This is a genomic window from Rhizobium sp. C4 (assembly GCF_021026315.1).
In the GTDB taxonomy this organism is placed as follows: Bacteria; Pseudomonadota; Alphaproteobacteria; order Rhizobiales; family Rhizobiaceae; genus Ensifer_A.
Genome location: NZ_JAJNCX010000002.1, coordinates 521,327 through 537,597, shown reverse-complemented (window position 1 = coordinate 537,597; position 16,271 = coordinate 521,327). Strand labels below are relative to the sequence as shown.

General features: G+C 61.6%; 14 protein-coding genes. 4 read left to right on the top strand and 10 right to left on the bottom strand.

Translation table 11 applies throughout. The features are described 5' to 3' along the window. Nucleotides 1–52 precede the first annotated feature (52 nt). Together LQK84_RS06015 and LQK84_RS06010 are read left to right on the top strand one after the other, a co-directional pair. A complete protein-coding gene (locus tag LQK84_RS06015) occupies nt 53–739 on the top strand; it encodes a N5-glutamine methyltransferase family protein (protein ID WP_230827777.1) in 687 nt (228 codons plus the stop codon). Continuing rightward, nucleotides 736–1,833, top strand: coding sequence for a hypothetical protein (locus LQK84_RS06010; RefSeq protein WP_230827776.1), 1,098 nt, complete (start codon nt 736–738; stop codon nt 1,831–1,833). The genes LQK84_RS06015 and LQK84_RS06010 overlap by 4 nt, the downstream gene beginning before the upstream one ends. A 132-nt stretch (nt 1,834–1,965) precedes the next feature. On the opposite strand, the gene nadE is transcribed toward LQK84_RS06010, so the two are convergent. The 4 genes from nadE to asnB are packed head-to-tail and all read right to left on the bottom strand — an operon-like array spanning nt 1,966 to nt 6,778. After that, complete coding sequence (gene nadE, locus LQK84_RS06005; protein WP_230827775.1) at nt 1,966–2,985, bottom strand: NAD(+) synthase; 1,020 nt, start codon at nt 2,983–2,985, stop codon at nt 1,966–1,968. Further along, complete coding sequence (locus LQK84_RS06000) at nt 2,982–4,523, bottom strand: class I adenylate-forming enzyme family protein (protein ID WP_230827774.1); 1,542 nt, start codon at nt 4,521–4,523, stop codon at nt 2,982–2,984. Before LQK84_RS06000 ends, nadE begins: the two co-directional genes overlap by 4 nt. Nucleotides 4,524–4,535: 12 nt before the next feature. Then, nucleotides 4,536–4,802: an acyl carrier protein gene (locus tag LQK84_RS05995; RefSeq protein ID WP_230827773.1), complete on the bottom strand. Its 267-nt coding sequence runs from the start codon at nt 4,800–4,802 to the stop codon at nt 4,536–4,538. Between the two features lie 20 nt (nt 4,803–4,822). After that, nucleotides 4,823–6,778, bottom strand: coding sequence for an asparagine synthase (glutamine-hydrolyzing) (gene asnB, locus LQK84_RS05990; RefSeq protein WP_230827772.1), 1,956 nt, complete (start codon nt 6,776–6,778; stop codon nt 4,823–4,825). A gap of 306 nt (nt 6,779–7,084) precedes the next feature. On the opposite strand from asnB, the gene LQK84_RS05985 reads away from it, so the two are divergent. Further along, on the top strand, nt 7,085–7,408 hold the full coding sequence (locus LQK84_RS05985; protein ID WP_230827771.1) for a hypothetical protein: 324 nt from the start codon (nt 7,085–7,087) through the stop codon (nt 7,406–7,408). Between the two features lie 102 nt (nt 7,409–7,510). Here LQK84_RS05985 and LQK84_RS05980 read toward each other — a convergent pair whose 3' ends face one another. Both LQK84_RS05980 and LQK84_RS05975 read right to left on the bottom strand, forming a co-directional pair. Continuing rightward, nucleotides 7,511–8,878: a sigma-54-dependent transcriptional regulator gene (locus LQK84_RS05980; protein ID WP_230827770.1), complete on the bottom strand. Its 1,368-nt coding sequence runs from the start codon at nt 8,876–8,878 to the stop codon at nt 7,511–7,513. After that, on the bottom strand, nt 8,875–10,743 hold the full coding sequence (locus tag LQK84_RS05975) for a sensor histidine kinase (protein ID WP_230827769.1): 1,869 nt from the start codon (nt 10,741–10,743) through the stop codon (nt 8,875–8,877). Before LQK84_RS05975 ends, LQK84_RS05980 begins: the two co-directional genes overlap by 4 nt. Nucleotides 10,744–10,982: 239 nt before the next feature. On the opposite strand from LQK84_RS05975, the gene LQK84_RS05970 reads away from it, so the two are divergent. Then, nucleotides 10,983–12,317, top strand: coding sequence for a dicarboxylate/amino acid:cation symporter (locus LQK84_RS05970; RefSeq protein WP_230827768.1), 1,335 nt, complete (start codon nt 10,983–10,985; stop codon nt 12,315–12,317). A gap of 86 nt (nt 12,318–12,403) precedes the next feature. Here LQK84_RS05970 and LQK84_RS05965 read toward each other — a convergent pair whose 3' ends face one another. The 4 genes from LQK84_RS05965 to LQK84_RS05950 form a co-directional block, all read right to left on the bottom strand. After that, nucleotides 12,404–13,186, bottom strand: a complete 783-nt coding sequence (locus LQK84_RS05965) for an ABC transporter permease (RefSeq protein WP_230827767.1) — start codon at nt 13,184–13,186, stop codon at nt 12,404–12,406. A gap of 3 nt (nt 13,187–13,189) precedes the next feature. Then, a complete protein-coding gene (locus LQK84_RS05960) occupies nt 13,190–14,050 on the bottom strand; it encodes an ABC transporter permease (RefSeq protein ID WP_230827766.1) in 861 nt (286 codons plus the stop codon). Then, nucleotides 14,047–15,105 carry an ABC transporter ATP-binding protein gene (locus LQK84_RS05955; protein ID WP_230827765.1) on the bottom strand — a complete coding sequence of 353 codons (1,059 nt, stop codon included), beginning with the start codon at nt 15,103–15,105 and terminating at the stop codon, nt 14,047–14,049. The genes LQK84_RS05960 and LQK84_RS05955 overlap by 4 nt, the downstream gene beginning before the upstream one ends. A 90-nt stretch (nt 15,106–15,195) precedes the next feature. Continuing rightward, complete coding sequence (locus tag LQK84_RS05950; RefSeq protein WP_230827764.1) at nt 15,196–16,233, bottom strand: ABC transporter substrate-binding protein; 1,038 nt, start codon at nt 16,231–16,233, stop codon at nt 15,196–15,198. Between the last annotated feature and the right edge of the window lie 38 nt (nt 16,234–16,271).

Here is a 16,271-nt window from a genome sequence, read left to right as displayed (position 1 = left end):
CCCTTATAAATCGATTGGAATTTAACATTTCTTCCGGCACGCGGGACAACATATGCAGGCGGATAACACGGCAGCCGAACAGCGTCATTATCGGTTTCTTGGGCTCGATCTGATTTTGCAAGGTTCCGTTCTCGCGCCCCGCGCGGAAACAGAGCTTCTGGCAAGTCACGCGATCGCCATGCTGCGGGAGACCGGCGAAGTCGCGCCGCTCGTCATCGACATGTGCTGCGGCTCCGGCAATGTCGGACTGGCAGTTGCCCATGCCGTCCCCTCGGCCACCCTGCTGTCCGCAGACCTGACGGAAGACACGGTCGCCACCGCAAAAGCCAATGTCGCCCTTCTCGGTCTTTCCGACCGCGCAACCATCTGCCGCGGCGACCTTTTCGGCGCGTTGGAGGGTCAGGGTGCTGAGGGCAAGGCGACGATGATCGTGTGCAACCCGCCCTATATCTCGACCGGACGTCTGGAAGGCGAGAGCGCGCATCTGCTCGAAAGCGAGCCGCGCGAGGCCTTCGATGGCGGACCCTACGGCATCTCCATCCAGCAACGCCTGGTGCGCGAGGCCCCCGCCTTCCTGAAACCGGGCGGACTGCTCCTCTTCGAATTCGGCGTCGGTCAGGAACGGCAGGCGCAATCGCTGCTCACGCGCTCCCGCGTCTTCGAATGCCTGGACTGCCCCATCGACGAGGAAGGTCGGCCCCGGGTCGCTGTCGCGCGTCTCAAGGACACCGCGCCATGAGCGAGGTGCGGCCTCTCTCCGCAGACGATGTCGGAGCGGTTACCGCGCTCTACTACCGGATTCTCCGTCACAGCAAGGCGCCGCCGCCGGCTGCACTCAGCGCCTATTTCCGTGCCTTCTATCTCGATGGACCCTATCGCGATCCGGATATCCCGGCGCTGGTGCATGTTGCCGACAACGGTCATGTCAACGGGTTCGTCGGCATCCATTCCGTACCCTATCTTCTCGGCGAACGACGCCTCCGTGCCGCCTTTTGCGGCGCGCTGATGTCGGAAGATCATGAGAGCGATCCGCTTGCCGGCGCACGCTTGCTGAAAGCCTTTGTGAGCGGCCCGCAGGACATCTCGCTCAGCGAGACCGCCAATGTGATTTCAGAAACCATGTGGACGAAGCTACGGGGACGGACCATTCCCGGCTACAGTTTCGAGTGGTTTCGCGTATTCCGACCCGCCGGCTTTGCTGCGGCACTGGCCGGAGAAAAGGCAGCCCTTGCCAGACATCTCGCCCCAATCACCCGGTTCATTGACGGCAAGCTCTCCGGCAGGCCGAGCCTTGGCCGTTTTTCACCGGCAACCGCCCCTGCCGCGCTCACGGTTGACGACGCCGATTTCGCGAGCTTTGCGGACGCGGTGCGGAAGCTTAGCGCAGACAAACAGGCGCGGCCTGACTGGGAAAACGGCTATCTCGACCATGTGCTCGCCAATGCCGTGATCAAGCCGGCCTATGGGCAGGCGCATATGGGACTGGTCAAGACAAAGAGCGGCGAGCCCATCGGCGCGTTTCTCTATCATCTGAAGTGGGATGGAATTGGCCGCGTGCTGCAGGTCATGGCGATACCGGGGCGGCTTGGGCCGGTTCTTGACCTGATGTTTGCCCATGCGCTGGAACATGGCGCAGCTGGCCTGCGCGGGCGTTCAAGCCCGGACCTGATCGAGGCGGCGACAGGCCGCTACATGATCATGGCGACGATCTCTTCGACCGTCATCCACGCGAAAGACCCTGCGCTGACCGAACCGTTCCTGTCCGGGAACTGCATGCTGACCGGCCTTGCTGGCGAACGCTGGAACCGCTTCTTTGGTGGCGATTTCGAGTAATTCACCGGACTGTCGGAGCGACAAGGGCGGACCTCATCCGAACCTTCAAGACATGACAAAATATCTCGACGCGTCAACCGCTTGAGATAATTGCATCAACAAATGCAAAAGGCCGCTTTCGCGGCCTTTCCACTATTCCAGCCTGTCGAGTTCCTCGACCTTTTCCACCAGCAACGGCCCGGCATGCAGATAGCGTGTTGCCGAACGCTTGGCGGCGATGTCGGCATAGACGTATTCGACCGCCTCGCGCTTGAGGCCGGCAGCAGTGGCCACCTCACCCGCGTCGAGACCATGGTTCAGGCCATAGAGGCAGAGATCCATCTTGTCCCAGGGTAGCGAGAAGTAGAATTCTTCCTGCGTCTGGGCGAGCGAATAGGTGTCGGTGGTGGGTGGGCGGACGCGGATTTCGGCCGGCACGCCGAGATGGGCGGCGAGCTGATAGACCTGACTCTTGTAGAGATGCGCGATCGGCTTCACGTCAGCCGCACCATCACCGTTCTTCACGAAGAAGCCCTGGTCATATTCGAGACGGTTCGGCGTGCCGAGAACGGCAAAGTTCAGCCGGTCGGCATGGTAATATTCGAGCTGCTTGCGCGTGCGCTGCTTCATGTTCGTGGCCGCGACAATGCCGAGATAGGCGTTCAGCGGCATGCGATGACGGCTCTGCTTGCCTTCGGGATCGGCAACGACGAGATAGGAAATGTTGAACCCGCCGCCTTCCGCCGAATTGGAGATGGCAACCTTGGAGGCCCAGCCGGGACCGTATTCGGGCACCAGCGTGCGGATGAATGCGTCGCGGCGGGCATAGCAGCCCATGGCGGCAAGCGTCGGGCCGATATCTTCGACCACGCTTTCAATGCCATAGGTCTCGGCCACCAGTCGGCCAAGGCGAAGGCTTTCCGGATCGGAATCATGCTCCGGCATGAAGAGGGTGAAGACGTTCTTCGCACCCACTGCCCGAACGGCCAGTGCTGCCGACACACTTGAATCGATGCCGCCGGAAAGGCCGAGCACGAGACCGCGTTTGCGCATGGCGCGAAGCTGGCTGCGCAGCGACGCAACGATCTTCTCGACCTCCGCCTCAGCGTCGATCACCAGCGTTTCAGGACCGAAGGCAGCGGCCTGTTTCAGGGCGGTTGCGGACTTGCTCATGCGGCTTGCTCCAGTTCTCCGGCCGCCAGACGACGGCTGACCTTGCCTGTATCAGTGCGCGGCAGTGCGTCCTTGAAGACGATCCGCTTCGGCACCATGAAATCTTCGAGATTGCGGGCGCAATGGGCGAGAACCTCGCGCTCCGTCAGCGCCGGGTTGCTGAGCACGACCATGGCCGTGACCGCCTGCCCCAGGATCGGGTCGGGAATACCGGCGACAACAGCTTCGGCCACGCCCGGTAGCGCGTGCAGCACGGCCTCGACCTCTTTCGGCGCGACCTTCTCGCCGCGCGTCTTGATGATGTCGTCCTTGCGGCCAACGAAATAGAGGAAACCTTCCGCATCGGTGCGGAAGAGATCGCCCGTATGCATCTGGACAACCCCGTCAGGGCCGGGCTTCAGCATGGCATTCGTCGCCTGCTCGTTGCGCCAATACCCTCTCATGACATGCGGGCCGCGAATGACCAGTTCTCCCTCGACACCCGGCGGCACGCGCACGCCGGCATCGTCGACGACAAAGGCTTCCGTGCCGGGAATGGCAATGCCGACCGAGCCCGGACGGCGATCCAGCTCTTCCGGCGGCAGATAGGTGCAGCGCTTGCACTCCGTCAGACCATACATGGAATAGAGCCGCGCGCCGGGGAAGAGCCCGCGCAGCTGGGCGATATGCTCGGCGGGCAGTGCTGCCGCCGTATTGGTCAGGTAACGAACCTCCGGCAGGAAGCCCGGCTGAAGCTCGTTCATCCGCAGGATCATCGCCGCCATGGTCGGCACAAGCGGGAAGCCGGTCACGTGCTCGCGGCGCATGAGATCGAAGATCGCCTGCGGGAAGGCGAAGGATTTTTCCAGAACGAGCGTCGCGCCAAGGCGGAAGGTCATCAGCAGCTGGTAGAGACCGTAATCGAAAGCCAGCGGCAGGACATTCAGAACGATATCGTCGCTGCGGCCCTGCAGATACGTGATGATCGAGCGCGAGGCCGCCTCGATATTGTCATGCGTCATCATCACGCCCTTGGGCTGGCCGGTCGAGCCGGACGTGTAGATGAGCATGGCGAGATCGGTTTCGACGCTGCCATGGGCGGGCGGAGCCGCCTCGCCCTCCAGCGCTGCCGCAAACGAGCCCGCCCCATCCGGAACGCCATTGCGGCCTTCGGTCGACAGAACGGCAATCTGCCGCTCGGGGTGTTCGGCCAGCGCCTCGCGCACCACCGACATCAGCCGGCCCTGCGTCAGGATCGCCGCCGGTTCGCAATTGCCGATGATATAGGCGAGCTTGTTGGCCTTGGTGGAGGAATTGATCGGGCTGAATGTTCCGCCCGCCTTCAGGATCGCAAAGATCGAGACGGCCGCTTCCCAAGCATTGTCCATGAACACCAGCACGCGGTCGGAGCGCTTGACGCCCTGGGCGGCAAGCGAGGCGGCCAGGGCATCGGTCAGTCGGTTGAGCTCGGCATAGGTCAGCCGCCGGTCGGCGGTGATCAGTGCCGTCTTGTCCGGAAAGGCTTGGCCGCTGTCAGTCAGGAAGCGCTCGACCCGCATGGGCTTGTCTCCTCAGGCCGCCACGGCTGCGGATGCATTGCGGCCGACATAGCCGGCAATGGCCTCGATCGTGTCGAGATTGGCCGGCACGATGTCGCTATCGGCCACCGTGAAGCCGAACTGCTCCTCGATGAAGGCGACGAGTTCGAGAACGCCGGTGGAATCGATGATGCCGCCGGCAATCAGCGATTCCGCATCGCCCGGCAGGCCGGCTTCGTCGCCGAACAGGAAGTTCTCGACGATGAAGGACCGGATGGTTTCCTTGATGGCTGCACTCATGGTTCTTCTCCTTTAATTATTCAGGCGGCTTCGCTGGCGCGCCTGTTGGTTCCCTTGAAAATATCGAGCCACATCTGCGTCGAAAGAACGCCGATGAAGGCGGTGTCGTCTCTGAAACTTGGTGCGGTCTGTCCGGCGCATTTCTGCACCAGCTTGTCGACCGCTGCGGCATTGAAAAACCCGTCGCCAGCGACGCGGCGCTGGTCGAGCACGGCATGAACCTGCTCCTGCGCGACGGCACCCGAAAAGGCGCGGCTGTCCGGCGCGCGATAGGGCTGCTTGACGCGATAGGCGATTTCGGCCGGCAGCTTGTCGGCCATGGATTTGCGCAGGAGATATTTCTCCTTCAGCCCCTTCAGCTTCATCGACGGCGAAAGCGTTGCGGCGAACTCGACCAGACGATGATCGAGGAAGGGGAAACGCCCCTCGACGCCATTGCCCATCGCCATGCGGTCGCCCTGGCTGGAGAGGATATAGCCCGGCATGAGGAAGCGCGTTTCGAGATATTGCGCCTGATGCAGCGGATGCCAGCGGCCGAAGCGCTCAGGCAGCTGCGCGATCATGTCATCGGCCGCATCATAGCCGGCAAGCTTGCTCTTCAGGTCACCGGAGAAGAAGAGCTTGGCTGCAGCAGTACCCCGCAGGCGCGGACGATGCGAGAAGAGCGGATCGGAAAGCGGTGCGGCATCCGCGCCGAAGAAGGCGGCGAGATATTCCGCCGACTGCTTTTGCAGACCTGGCAGATAGGGATAGAGCTTGCGGAAGAGATGCGGGCGGATTTTCGAGCCCGGCTGGCGCGCGCAGAAGCGACGCACCTTTGCTTCCTTGAAGAGATCGTAGCCAGCAAAGACCTCATCGGCCCCCTCGCCCGTCAGCACGACCGTCATCCCCGTTTCACGGATGAGCGAGGAAAGGCGATACATCGGCGCCGGGGCCGTACGGATCAGCGGCTTTTCAGCCAGACGCACGACATCCGGGAAGGCTGCTGCAATATCGGCTTCCGAGCAGTTGATCTCATGATGCTTGACGCCGAGATGGCGGGCCATCAGCGTCTGGAAGCTGCTCTCGTCATGCTCGGCGCTGTCGAAGGTGATGGCGAATGTGTCGAGCCCGCGCGGGGCCATGTCGGCGGCCAATGCCGCAACGATCGAGGAATCGAGACCGCCGGACAGGCAGGAGCCGACGGGCACATCGGCACGCAGCCTGATGCGGGTCGCGTCCTCCAGCAGATGGCGCAGCTGCGCCGCCTTCTCGTTCTCGTCCATGTCCAGGCGCACGTCCCCGGCATCGGGGAAATCGAGCGACCAATAGGTGGAAATCCGCCGGCCGGAGGCATCGGCGATCATGTAATTGCCGGCCTCAAGCTCGAACACGCCTTCAAAGGCCGTGCGCGGCGCAATCGGCGACCAGAGCGTGAAGACCTGATCGAGCGCAAACGGATCGAGCGTGGCGTGGAAACCGGGAATGGCAAGCAGCGCCTTCACTTCGGAGGCGAAATAGAGCGTTCCGGCCTTCTCGGTGTAGAAAAGCGGGCGAACGCCCATCCGGTCACGCGCCAGCATCATGCGCTTGGTGCGCCCATCCCAGATGGCGAAGGCGAAATCGCCGTTGAGGCGGGAGAGGCACTCCGCGCCGTAAATCTCGTAGAGCTTCAGCAGAACTTCCGTGTCACCGCTGGTGCGGAAGCGATGGCCGCGCGCGACAAGCTCCTCGCGGAGCTCGACATAGTTGAAGATCTCGCCGTTGAAGGCGATGGCCAAAGCGCCATCCTCGGACAGCATCGGCTGCGCGCTGTCGGCGAGACCGACGATCGAAAGACGGACATGCGAAAGGCCCGCACCCGGCGCGGAACCGCTCGGCGCAATGACTTTCAGGCCGCGACCATCCGGCCCGCGATGGGCAATAGCATCACCCATCGCGGCCAGAAGCCGCTCCGGCTCAGCAACATTGCCGATATATCCCGCCAATCCACACATGCACGTATCCGAGTTCAAGACCGGACACGACTATAGGCGGCAAGCGCTCGAAAGAGCTTAACGCCGCATTGCAATTATGTTTTTCGGTGAAAAGAGCGTAAATGCGGTATTTCAGCGGTCTTGCAGGTTCAAGACCGTTCACAACAAAATCGTTCGTAACTCTCGCTCAGGAGTTTTCCTTCTTGTCAGCGCCCGGGACCCTTACGTAATAATTTGACCAGTAGAATCAGCGACTCAGTGGTTTGTATCAGGCGGCGTTAGCGATCTGAGATTCGCGGTTCTGTCAGGTCCAACAGGGGAAACATCATGACAAGCATTCAGGACATCGACAAGCTTCGGCCCGAACTGATGTCTAAGTCCGACGCGGAACTTGAGCGCCAGATCACCGAGCTTCAGCTCGCGCTCGAGAAGAAGAAGGCGCTGGAAGAAGAGAAGGAACGCGCAATGGTGCTTGCAGAAGCACGCGAGCGCATCGACCGTCTCGTCTCCGACATCATGTGGCTGCATGAGAAGAACCTTCTCATCGACGTCGCTGCGGAACTCTTCTCGTTCCCGCCGGTTCAGAACCGCGACCCGGCTGCCGTCAAGTCTGCCTTCGCGGCGACCCGCTTCAAGAAGTCCGGGACCTGAGCGACACCGTTCGCAAGGTTGCCAGCGACCCGCATTGCGCCGCGAGTTTATCTCGATGGTGGGAGTGTTTGTTTCCGGCAACTTGCGAAGAGACTGTCATCCTCACGGACCTGCATCTTCCCGAACATAGTCGGCGCGGCTGATCCCGTGCCGGCTTAGCTTATCGTAGAACGTCTTTCGCGCGATGCCGAGGTTTTCAATGGTCGCGCGCACGTCGCCATTGCAGAGCTGCAATGTCTGGCGAATGATGTCGGCCTCCAGCCGGTCCATCCGGGTTCCGAGCGTTTCCTGCGCCAATTGCGGCAATGCGCTCTCCGCCCTTTCAGCGTCCTCGTCCAGTCCGAGAACAAAGCGCTCCGCAACGTGCGAGAGCTCGCGCACATTCCCCGGCCAGCCGCGTGCCTGAAGCGCGAGCATGTAGGCCTGCGGGATATCCGGCACGTCCTTGCGGAAACGCTGAGCCGCGCGCCCGGCGAAATAGGTGAACAGCAGCGGAATATCGTCCCGACGCTCGCGAAGCGGAGGGATCGAGATGCTGACGACATTGAGCCGGTAGAACAGATCTTCCCGGAACTTGCCCTCGCGCGACGAGGTGGCAAGGTCTTCCTTGGCGGCCGCGACGACACGGAAATCGACCGGCCGCACCTCGTTGGTACCGAGCGGCGTCACGACGCGACCTTCGAGAACGCGCAACAGTTTGACCTGTGTGGAGAGCGGGATGCTCTCGATTTCGTCGAGAAAGAGCGTGCCGTGATCGGCATGTTCGATGCGCCCGATGCGCTTCTTCTGCGCGCCGGTAAACGCGCCGGCCTCATGGCCGAAGAGTTCGCTTTCGATGACCGATTCCGGCAGCGCCCCGCAATTGAGCGCAACGAAGTTGCCGCGCTTGCGGTGGCTCCATTGATGCAGGAGATTGGCAACGACTTCCTTGCCGGTCCCGGTCTCGCCGGTCACCAGCACATCGACATCCGTGTCGGCGATCTGCCGGAGCGTCTGGCGCAGGCGCGTGATGGCGGGCGTATTGCCGAGCATCGGCATGTCGTCATCGACGGTCTCCGCCAGCCGCCGGAGCCGACGATTTTCCAGCACCAGCGCCCGTTTCTCCTGGGCGCGTGCAATGCTGCGCGACAGATAGTCTGCTGGAAACGGCTTGGGAATGAAATCATAGACGCCGTTCTGGATCGCCTGCACCGCCATCGGAATGTCGCCGTGGCCGGTAATCAGGATCACCGGCAAATCCGGATCGCGCGCCGTGATTTCCGCGAAGAACTGCAGGCCGTCCATTTCCGGCATGCGGATATCGCTGACGATGACACCCGCAAAATCGGCCGGCAGCGCAGCCAGCGCTTCGCGCGCCCGGGCAAAGGCCTGCACCTCGAAGCCGGCAAGCTCCAGCGTCTGCGCGGTCGCCCGCCGCAAGTCCCTGTCATCGTCAACGAGATAGACTGAACCGCCCGTCTGCAAACTCATGCTCCCTTCAGCCCGACCGCGAAGCGCGTGCCGGTCTCATCGCTTTCGACGGAAATCGCGCCGCCGTAGTCGGCCAGAATTTCCTTGGAAATGACCAGTCCAAGCCCCAATCCCTGTTCCTTGGATGTGTTGAACGGCGTGAAGAGCACATCGCGGATCTCCGGCGGAATGCCCGGCCCGTTGTCGGCGACATGAACCGTCACGCCTGTCATTGTCTTTTCCACCGTCACCTCGACCCGAGCATCCGCCCTGTCCTGCAACGCTTCGAGCGCATTCTGGAAGAGGTTGATGAAGACCTGTTCCAGCCGGATGCGATTGCCGAGAACATTGAAATCCTCGGCCGGCAAGTCGATGACGATCGCCTCGATCCGGCCGGCAAAGCGCGTCTTCAGCAGAACGACAGCGCCTTCGAGCACATTGCGCAGCGGCACCGGTTCCGGTGCACCCCGCCCCTTGCGGGCAAACGCGCGCAGTTCGTCGGTGATCGTGGCGATCCGCTGCGTCAGGTCGACGATCAGGCCGACATTCTCGCGTGCGGTGTCGATCTTCTGGCGCTCCAGAAAGGTCTGGGCATTTTCGGCATAGGCCCGGATGGTGGCGAGCGGCTGGTTGATCTCATGGGCAACGCCCGCGGCCACCTGCCCCAGGATCGCCAGACGGTTCGCCGCCACGAGCTCCTGCTGCACGCCTTTCAGCCGCTGCTCGGTATTGCGATGCTCGGAGACTTCCGCCTGCAGAAGATCGCGCGCACGGCTCAGGTCCCTCGTGCGCTCGCGCACCCGGCGCTCCAGCTCCGCGCGGGCAAGCGCCGCACGCGCCTGGCCAAAAAGGTTTGCCTGCCTTCGCCACATGACGATCGCCGTCAGGACGGACAGGCCGAGGAAGACCGCAAAGGCCAGGAACATCGTCTGCCAGACAGCATCGCCGAGCGCCGGCTGAAGCGGCACAAGATAGTGCAGCACCCAGCTTGTGGTCGCGACCTCTGTCTGAAGTTCGATGAACGAGGCCTCGCCGCCACCCGGAAGGACTGCCCGAACCGTTGTGATACCGTCCGGAAGCGGCGCGGCCTGGCGAAGCGGCAGCGGCTGCAGGGGCGCGCCGCCGAACTGAAGGCTTTCCCGGATGGCGGACGCCGCCCCCGGATCTAGCTGCCCCACCGTCATGAAACGCCAGCTCGGCAGGTTGGTCACGAGAACCACCTTCTCCGAACCGGTAATGAACGCCGGCCTGCCGCTGTCGCGCCAGTCATTTTCCAGCTGTTCGAACTCCATCTTGACAACGACGACGCCCAGCATCCTGCCGTCGGAAAGCACGCGATTGGAAATGTAGAGACCGGGCCGGTTGCTGACGCTGCCAAGGGCAAACTGCTCGCCCGCGCCGTTGGCCATGGCGTCCCTGAAATAGGCGCGGAACGAATAGTCGCTGCCGACGAAGCTGGTCTTTTCCTGCCAGTTGCTCGAGGCAATCGCCACGCCCCTGTCGTTGGTCACATAGATGACGGCCGCCTTCGTGCCGGTCACAAGCGCTTCGAGCTTGCGGTTCAGGCGATCGACATCGCTCGCGGACCGCGTGAGAAGCGCATCGGACACATCCCGGTCCTGCGACAGCACGAGCGGCAGGGCGCGGGGCCGTTCCAGCACGGACCGGAGAAGTGCTGACTTGAGGTTGATCTCGGTGCGGCCCTGCGCCAGCAGATCGGCCACTGCGGCATCGCGGCCGTAGCGGTTCGCCGCGAGCGCGACGAGGACGGCGCCCACGACAAACACCGCAGCAAAGATGAGCCACGCCCTGCGGACACGCCGCTTCAGCCCCGCCACATGCGGAGACACAGCACCATTCTCCTCGGTCGTTGCCGTCTTGATCATGGAACATTTTGCGCATTTTTCCACACAACAGGCAAGTCCATCTGTGTGAAATTCCGCACAAATAGAACCAAACGTCAACCTGACACAAATTTTCACATTTGTTTACAGCCACTTAATCGACGACCTGAAACTGGCACATCGTTTGCAAACTTAGCTTCGACGGCAGGGAAAGATGCCGTGCGATCAACGTTACGCCTCGGGAGGCGCATTCGTCCGGGCGGGGCTAAGTGGAGGCTCATATGCAGATTTCGAACGCGGTCGCCGAACCGCGCGGCAGGACGCCGCTCTATCGGCAGCTTTATGTCCAGGTGCTGACGGCCATTCTCGCCGGCGTGCTTCTCGGTCACTTCTATCCGGGCGTCGGCGAAAGCCTGAAGCCGCTCGGCGACGCCTTCATCAAGCTGGTGAAGATGATCATCGCTCCCGTGATCTTCCTGACGGTTGCCACCGGCATTGCCGGCATGGCGGATCTCAAGAAGGTCGGCCGCGTCGCCGGCAAGTCGATGATCTACTTCCTGACCTTCTCGACGCTGGCCCTCATCGTCGGCCTGATCGTCGCCAATGTCATTCATCCGGGCTCCGGCATGAACATCGATCCGGCAACGCTCGACACCAAGGCTGTCGCGACCTATACGGCCAAGGCGCATGACGCCACCATCACCGGCTTCCTGATGAACATCATCCCGGATACGATCGTCGGCGCATTCGCGCAGGGCGACATCCTCCAGGTCCTGTTCTTCTCGGTTCTGTTCGGCATTGCGCTCGGCATGGTCGGCGAGAAGGGCAAGCCCGTTCTCGACTTCCTGCAGGCCCTGACCACCCCGATCTTCCGCCTCGTCGCCATCCTGATGAAGGCAGCCCCGATCGGTGCGTTCGGCGCCATGGCCTTCACCATCGGCAAATACGGCATTGGCGCCGTCGCCAACCTTGCGATGCTGATCGGCACGTTCTACCTGACGTCCTTCCTCTTCATCTTCGTCGTTCTCGGCGCAGTTGCCTGGTATAACGGCTTCTCGATCGTCTCGCTGATCCGCTACCTGAAGGAAGAACTGCTTCTCGTTCTCGGCACGTCGTCTTCGGAAGCCGCGCTGCCGGGCCTGATGTCCAAGATGGAACGCGCAGGCTGCGCCCGTCCGGTCGTCGGTCTGGTCATTCCGACCGGCTACTCGTTCAATCTCGACGGCACGAACATCTACATGACGCTCGCCGCCCTCTTCATCGCACAGGCAACCAACACGCATCTGTCGCTCGGTGACGAAGTGCTGCTGCTTCTGGTCGCCATGCTCAGCTCCAAGGGCGCTGCCGGCATCACCGGTGCAGGCTTCATCACGCTCGCTGCCACGCTCTCCGTCGTCCCGGCCGTTCCGGTCGCCGGCATGGCGCTGATCCTCGGCATCGACCGCTTCATGTCGGAATGCCGCGCCATCACCAACTTCATCGGCAACGCGGTTGCAACCGTCGTTGTCGCCCGTTGGGAAGGCGAACTCGACACGGAAAAGATGGCTGCAGCCTTTGCCGGCATGCCTGTCGCGGAAGAGCCTCGCCTTGCTCCGGCCGCTGTCGCCGCCGAATAAAGCGTTCGGCCTCACGCCTTCAAAGACAAAAGACCCGCGCGTCCCAACGCGCGGGTCTCTTCATTTTCAGCAGCAAAGAGATGCGATCAGAAACGATGGATCTTCAGGCCCAAGAACTTCTCGGTCACCACGACGACCAGAAGTGTCAGGAACACCGAGAGCGATGAAACGGCAGCCGCTTCGGGTGTGAAATTCGTTCTCAAATAGTCATAGAGCTGGATCGGCAGCGTCGACATGCCAACGCTCTTCAGCATGAAGGAGATGGTGAAGACATCGAACGATATGATGAAGGCGAAAAGCGCACCGCCGATGACGCCCGGCTTGATCAGCGGCAACATGATGCGCCAGAAGCGCGTGAACGGCCCGGCTCCAAGACTGCGGGCCGCCATTGTCCAGGAGACATCATAGCTTTCGAGCGATGCGGACACGTTGATGAAGACGAATGGCAGCGTGATCAGGACGTGTCCGATGATCAGCGGCAGAACCGTCTGCGTGCCGATCCCGATCGTGTAGACAAAGAAAAGCAGGGCGATTGCGGTCAGTACTTCAGGCAGAAGCAGAGGCGCCATCATCGCAACACGCACCGTCTCCTTGAGCTTGCCGGCAAATTGCACATGATAGATCGCGGCCATGGTGCCGATAATGGATGAAATGACCGTGGTGACCGCTGCAATCCACAGCGAAGTCTTGATTGCCCGCCAGAAGACCTCGTTGTGAAAGAACACGACATACCACCGCAGTGACAGGCCTTGCGGCGGAAAGGTGAGAAATGCGCCCGAATTGAAGGAGGCCAGCACCACCACGACGATGGGGGCGAGCAGGAAGGCGTAGATGAGAAGACAGAAGATCGTGAAGAATGTTTTCGACATGTCTCAGGCAGCCTTCCATTTCATGCGGGTCATTCGGGCGAAGATCACAACAATCACAGCGCCGGTGACGGCGAGCATCAGGGCGAGCGCCGATCCAAAGGGCCACTGGAACGTGTCCACCAGCGTGTCGACGACTGTGACCGCCATCGTCTTGACTTTGGACCCTCCGATGAGCGCCGGCGTCACGTATGCGGAGAGAGACAGGACGAAGGTCAGGATACATCCCGCCTGGATCCCCGGCATGGACAGCGGAAGGATGATGCGGCGGAAAATGGTCGCGCGGGAGGCCCCAAGCGAGCGGGCCGCGGATTCGAGCGACGGATCAATGCCCTGGATCGCGGCCATGACGGGCAGGATCATGAAGGGCAGAAAGACATGGGAAAGCGCGATGACGATACCAAGCGTATTGTACATGAGCCCGACCGGACGATCGACCAGCCCCATCGAGATGAGCGTCCGGTTGATCATGCCGTTGTTGCCGAGAATGATCGTCCAGCCGTAGCTGCGGATCACGATGCCGACGAGCAGCGGCGAGAGCACGATTCCATAGGCAATCCCCCGCAGGCGAGAATTGCCGCGCGCCAGCTGCCAGGCAACGGGAAAGCCGAGCACAAGGCAGACCAAGGTGCAGATCGCGCCGATCATCAACGTGTTGAAGGTCTGCTGGAGAAAGAAACTGTCCGAGAAGAAGTGCAGGTAATTGCCCGTCGTGAAACCAGGCGCATAGGGCGTTCCATCGCCCGGCACGCGGAAGCTCATGACGACGATGGTCAGATAGGGCAGGACGAGGAAGAAGAAGATCAGCAAAGCCGCCGGCGCAATCAAAAGCAGCGATGCCCGCTTCTTTGAGGCAAGCGGGTTCATGCGGTAACCTCCAGCGGCCACCAGCGATCGGCGGGGATGCTCAGGCCCACGGCCTCCCCATCGGCGAAGCGCTGCCTCGGAAAGGTCTGAACATCGATCAAGGTTCCGTCGGCAAGCCGCGCCCGGTAGTCCATGAGGCTGCCCGAATAATAGCTCGAGGCAATGGTGGCAGCCTGTCCCTCAGAAGGGGACACAAGATCGATGGCTTCGGGCCGCACCGCGACTGTCACCGCCCGACCGGGAGCGGCGCCCTCGATGGACTTCACCTTGATCACGCCGAAGGGACCCGACACGTCCATTCCGCCATCCCCGGTGATGGCCTCGACCTTCATGCGCAGAAGATTGACCTGACCGACGAATTTGGCGACCTCGACGCTCGCGGGCTGGTCGTAGATTTCGGCAGGCGTGCCCATCTGGGCGATCTTGCCACCAAACATCACGACGACGCGGTCGGACATGGTCATCGCCTCGGCCTGGTCATGGGTGACATAGACCGTGGTGATGCCGACACGGCGCTGAATTTCCCGGATGAAGACCCGCATTTCTTCGCGCAGCTTGGCGTCGAGATTGGCCAGCGGCTCATCGAGAAGGAGGATCTTGGGTTCGATCACGAGGGCGCGGGCGAGCGCGACGCGCTGCTGCTGGCCACCCGAAAGCTGATTGGGATAGCGATCGGCATGGGATGAGAGCTGCACCATCTCAAGGACCTTGGCGATCCGCGACTGCATCTCGGCTTTCGGCAGTTTCCGCATCTCCAGTCCGAAGGCGAGATTTCCGGCGACAGTCATGTGCGGGAAGAGTGCGTAGTTCTGGAAGACCATGCCGATATCCCGCTTTTCGGCGGGAACCTGCATCACATCATTGCCGTCGAAGCGGATTGCGCCGCTGGAGGCATGTTCAAAACCGGCAATCACCTTCAGCGTCGTCGTCTTGCCGCAACCCGAGGGACCGAGAAGCGATATGAATTCGCCGTTCCTGATCCGAAGCGAGATGCCATCCACGGCGCGGTGAACGCCATAGTCCATGGTCAGCCTTTCGATGCTAACCTCTGTCATGATCGGTACTTCCCTGTTTCTTCATGAAATGTGGGGGCCGGCCAGTCGGGAAACTGGCCGCGCCATCGGCTTCAGCGTGCGAGACCCGACCTATTTGACGGTCTTGGCCCACACCTCGGCAAGCGCACCCTGCTTGCTGTTCATGAAGTCCCAGTCCCAGGTCAGGATCTTGTCCATCTGCGCGCCGGAAATCGGCACATCGGCCTTCAGATCATCGGGAACGACAACCTTGGCATTGGTCGGAGAGACGAAGAACTGGCGCATCAGGAGCGCCTGCGTCTCCGGCTCGAGCAGCCAGTTCACATATTGATAGGCCAGATCCTTCTCGGGGCCGTGCGCAAGAACGTTGAGCGTCTGATCGAACATCAACATGCCCTCTTCCGGCACGATGACGTCAATCGGCAGGCCCTGCTTCTTCAGGCGGGCAACTTCGCCGAAGTCAAACGGGGCGGCGATGAATTCGCCGGCAGCAATCCCGGTCGACAGGTTGAAGTCGGCCTGGATCACCGGCCCGAGCTTTTCCAGCGCCTTGAAGCCGGCATCGACGTCATATTGATCCTTGCCGAAAAGGGTCGAGAAGAGCATCAGCTCCATCTTGCCGGCCGTGTTGGCAAAGTTATAGAGACCGATGCGGCCCTTGAATTCCGGGTTGTTCCATAGGTCTTTCCAGGCCTTGGGCGGCGTCTTAACGAGGTCGGTGCGATAGGCAAGACCGATGGGCGAAACCATGGCAACCGCACCCCAGCCGTCGGTCTTCTTGGCCAGCGGATAAAGGTCGGCGTAGTTCGGCACCTTCGACAGATCGAGCTTCTCGAAGAAGCCTTCCTTGCGCAGGCTATTGGCAAAGGCTTCGTTGGTCATGACGAAGGAATAGGGTGGCTTGTCGACGCCTGCGGCGCGCAGATTGGCGCTCCAGGCGCGACCATTGCCGGCGTCCAGCGTGACACTGGCGCCGGTCTTGGCCGAAAAGGCCGGCGCAAGCGTCGTTCGCCAGAATTGCTCCCAGACACCGCCCAGCGTCGGAACGATGAGCGTCTTTCCGGCAGCGCGGACATTGCTGCCAAACATGGCCGCGGCAGAAAAGCCCGCCATGGCCCCAAGGGCCTGTCGTCTATTCAAGTTCATCATGTCAGTTCCCCTTTTTTGAATCTTGTTCGGGCATGCGT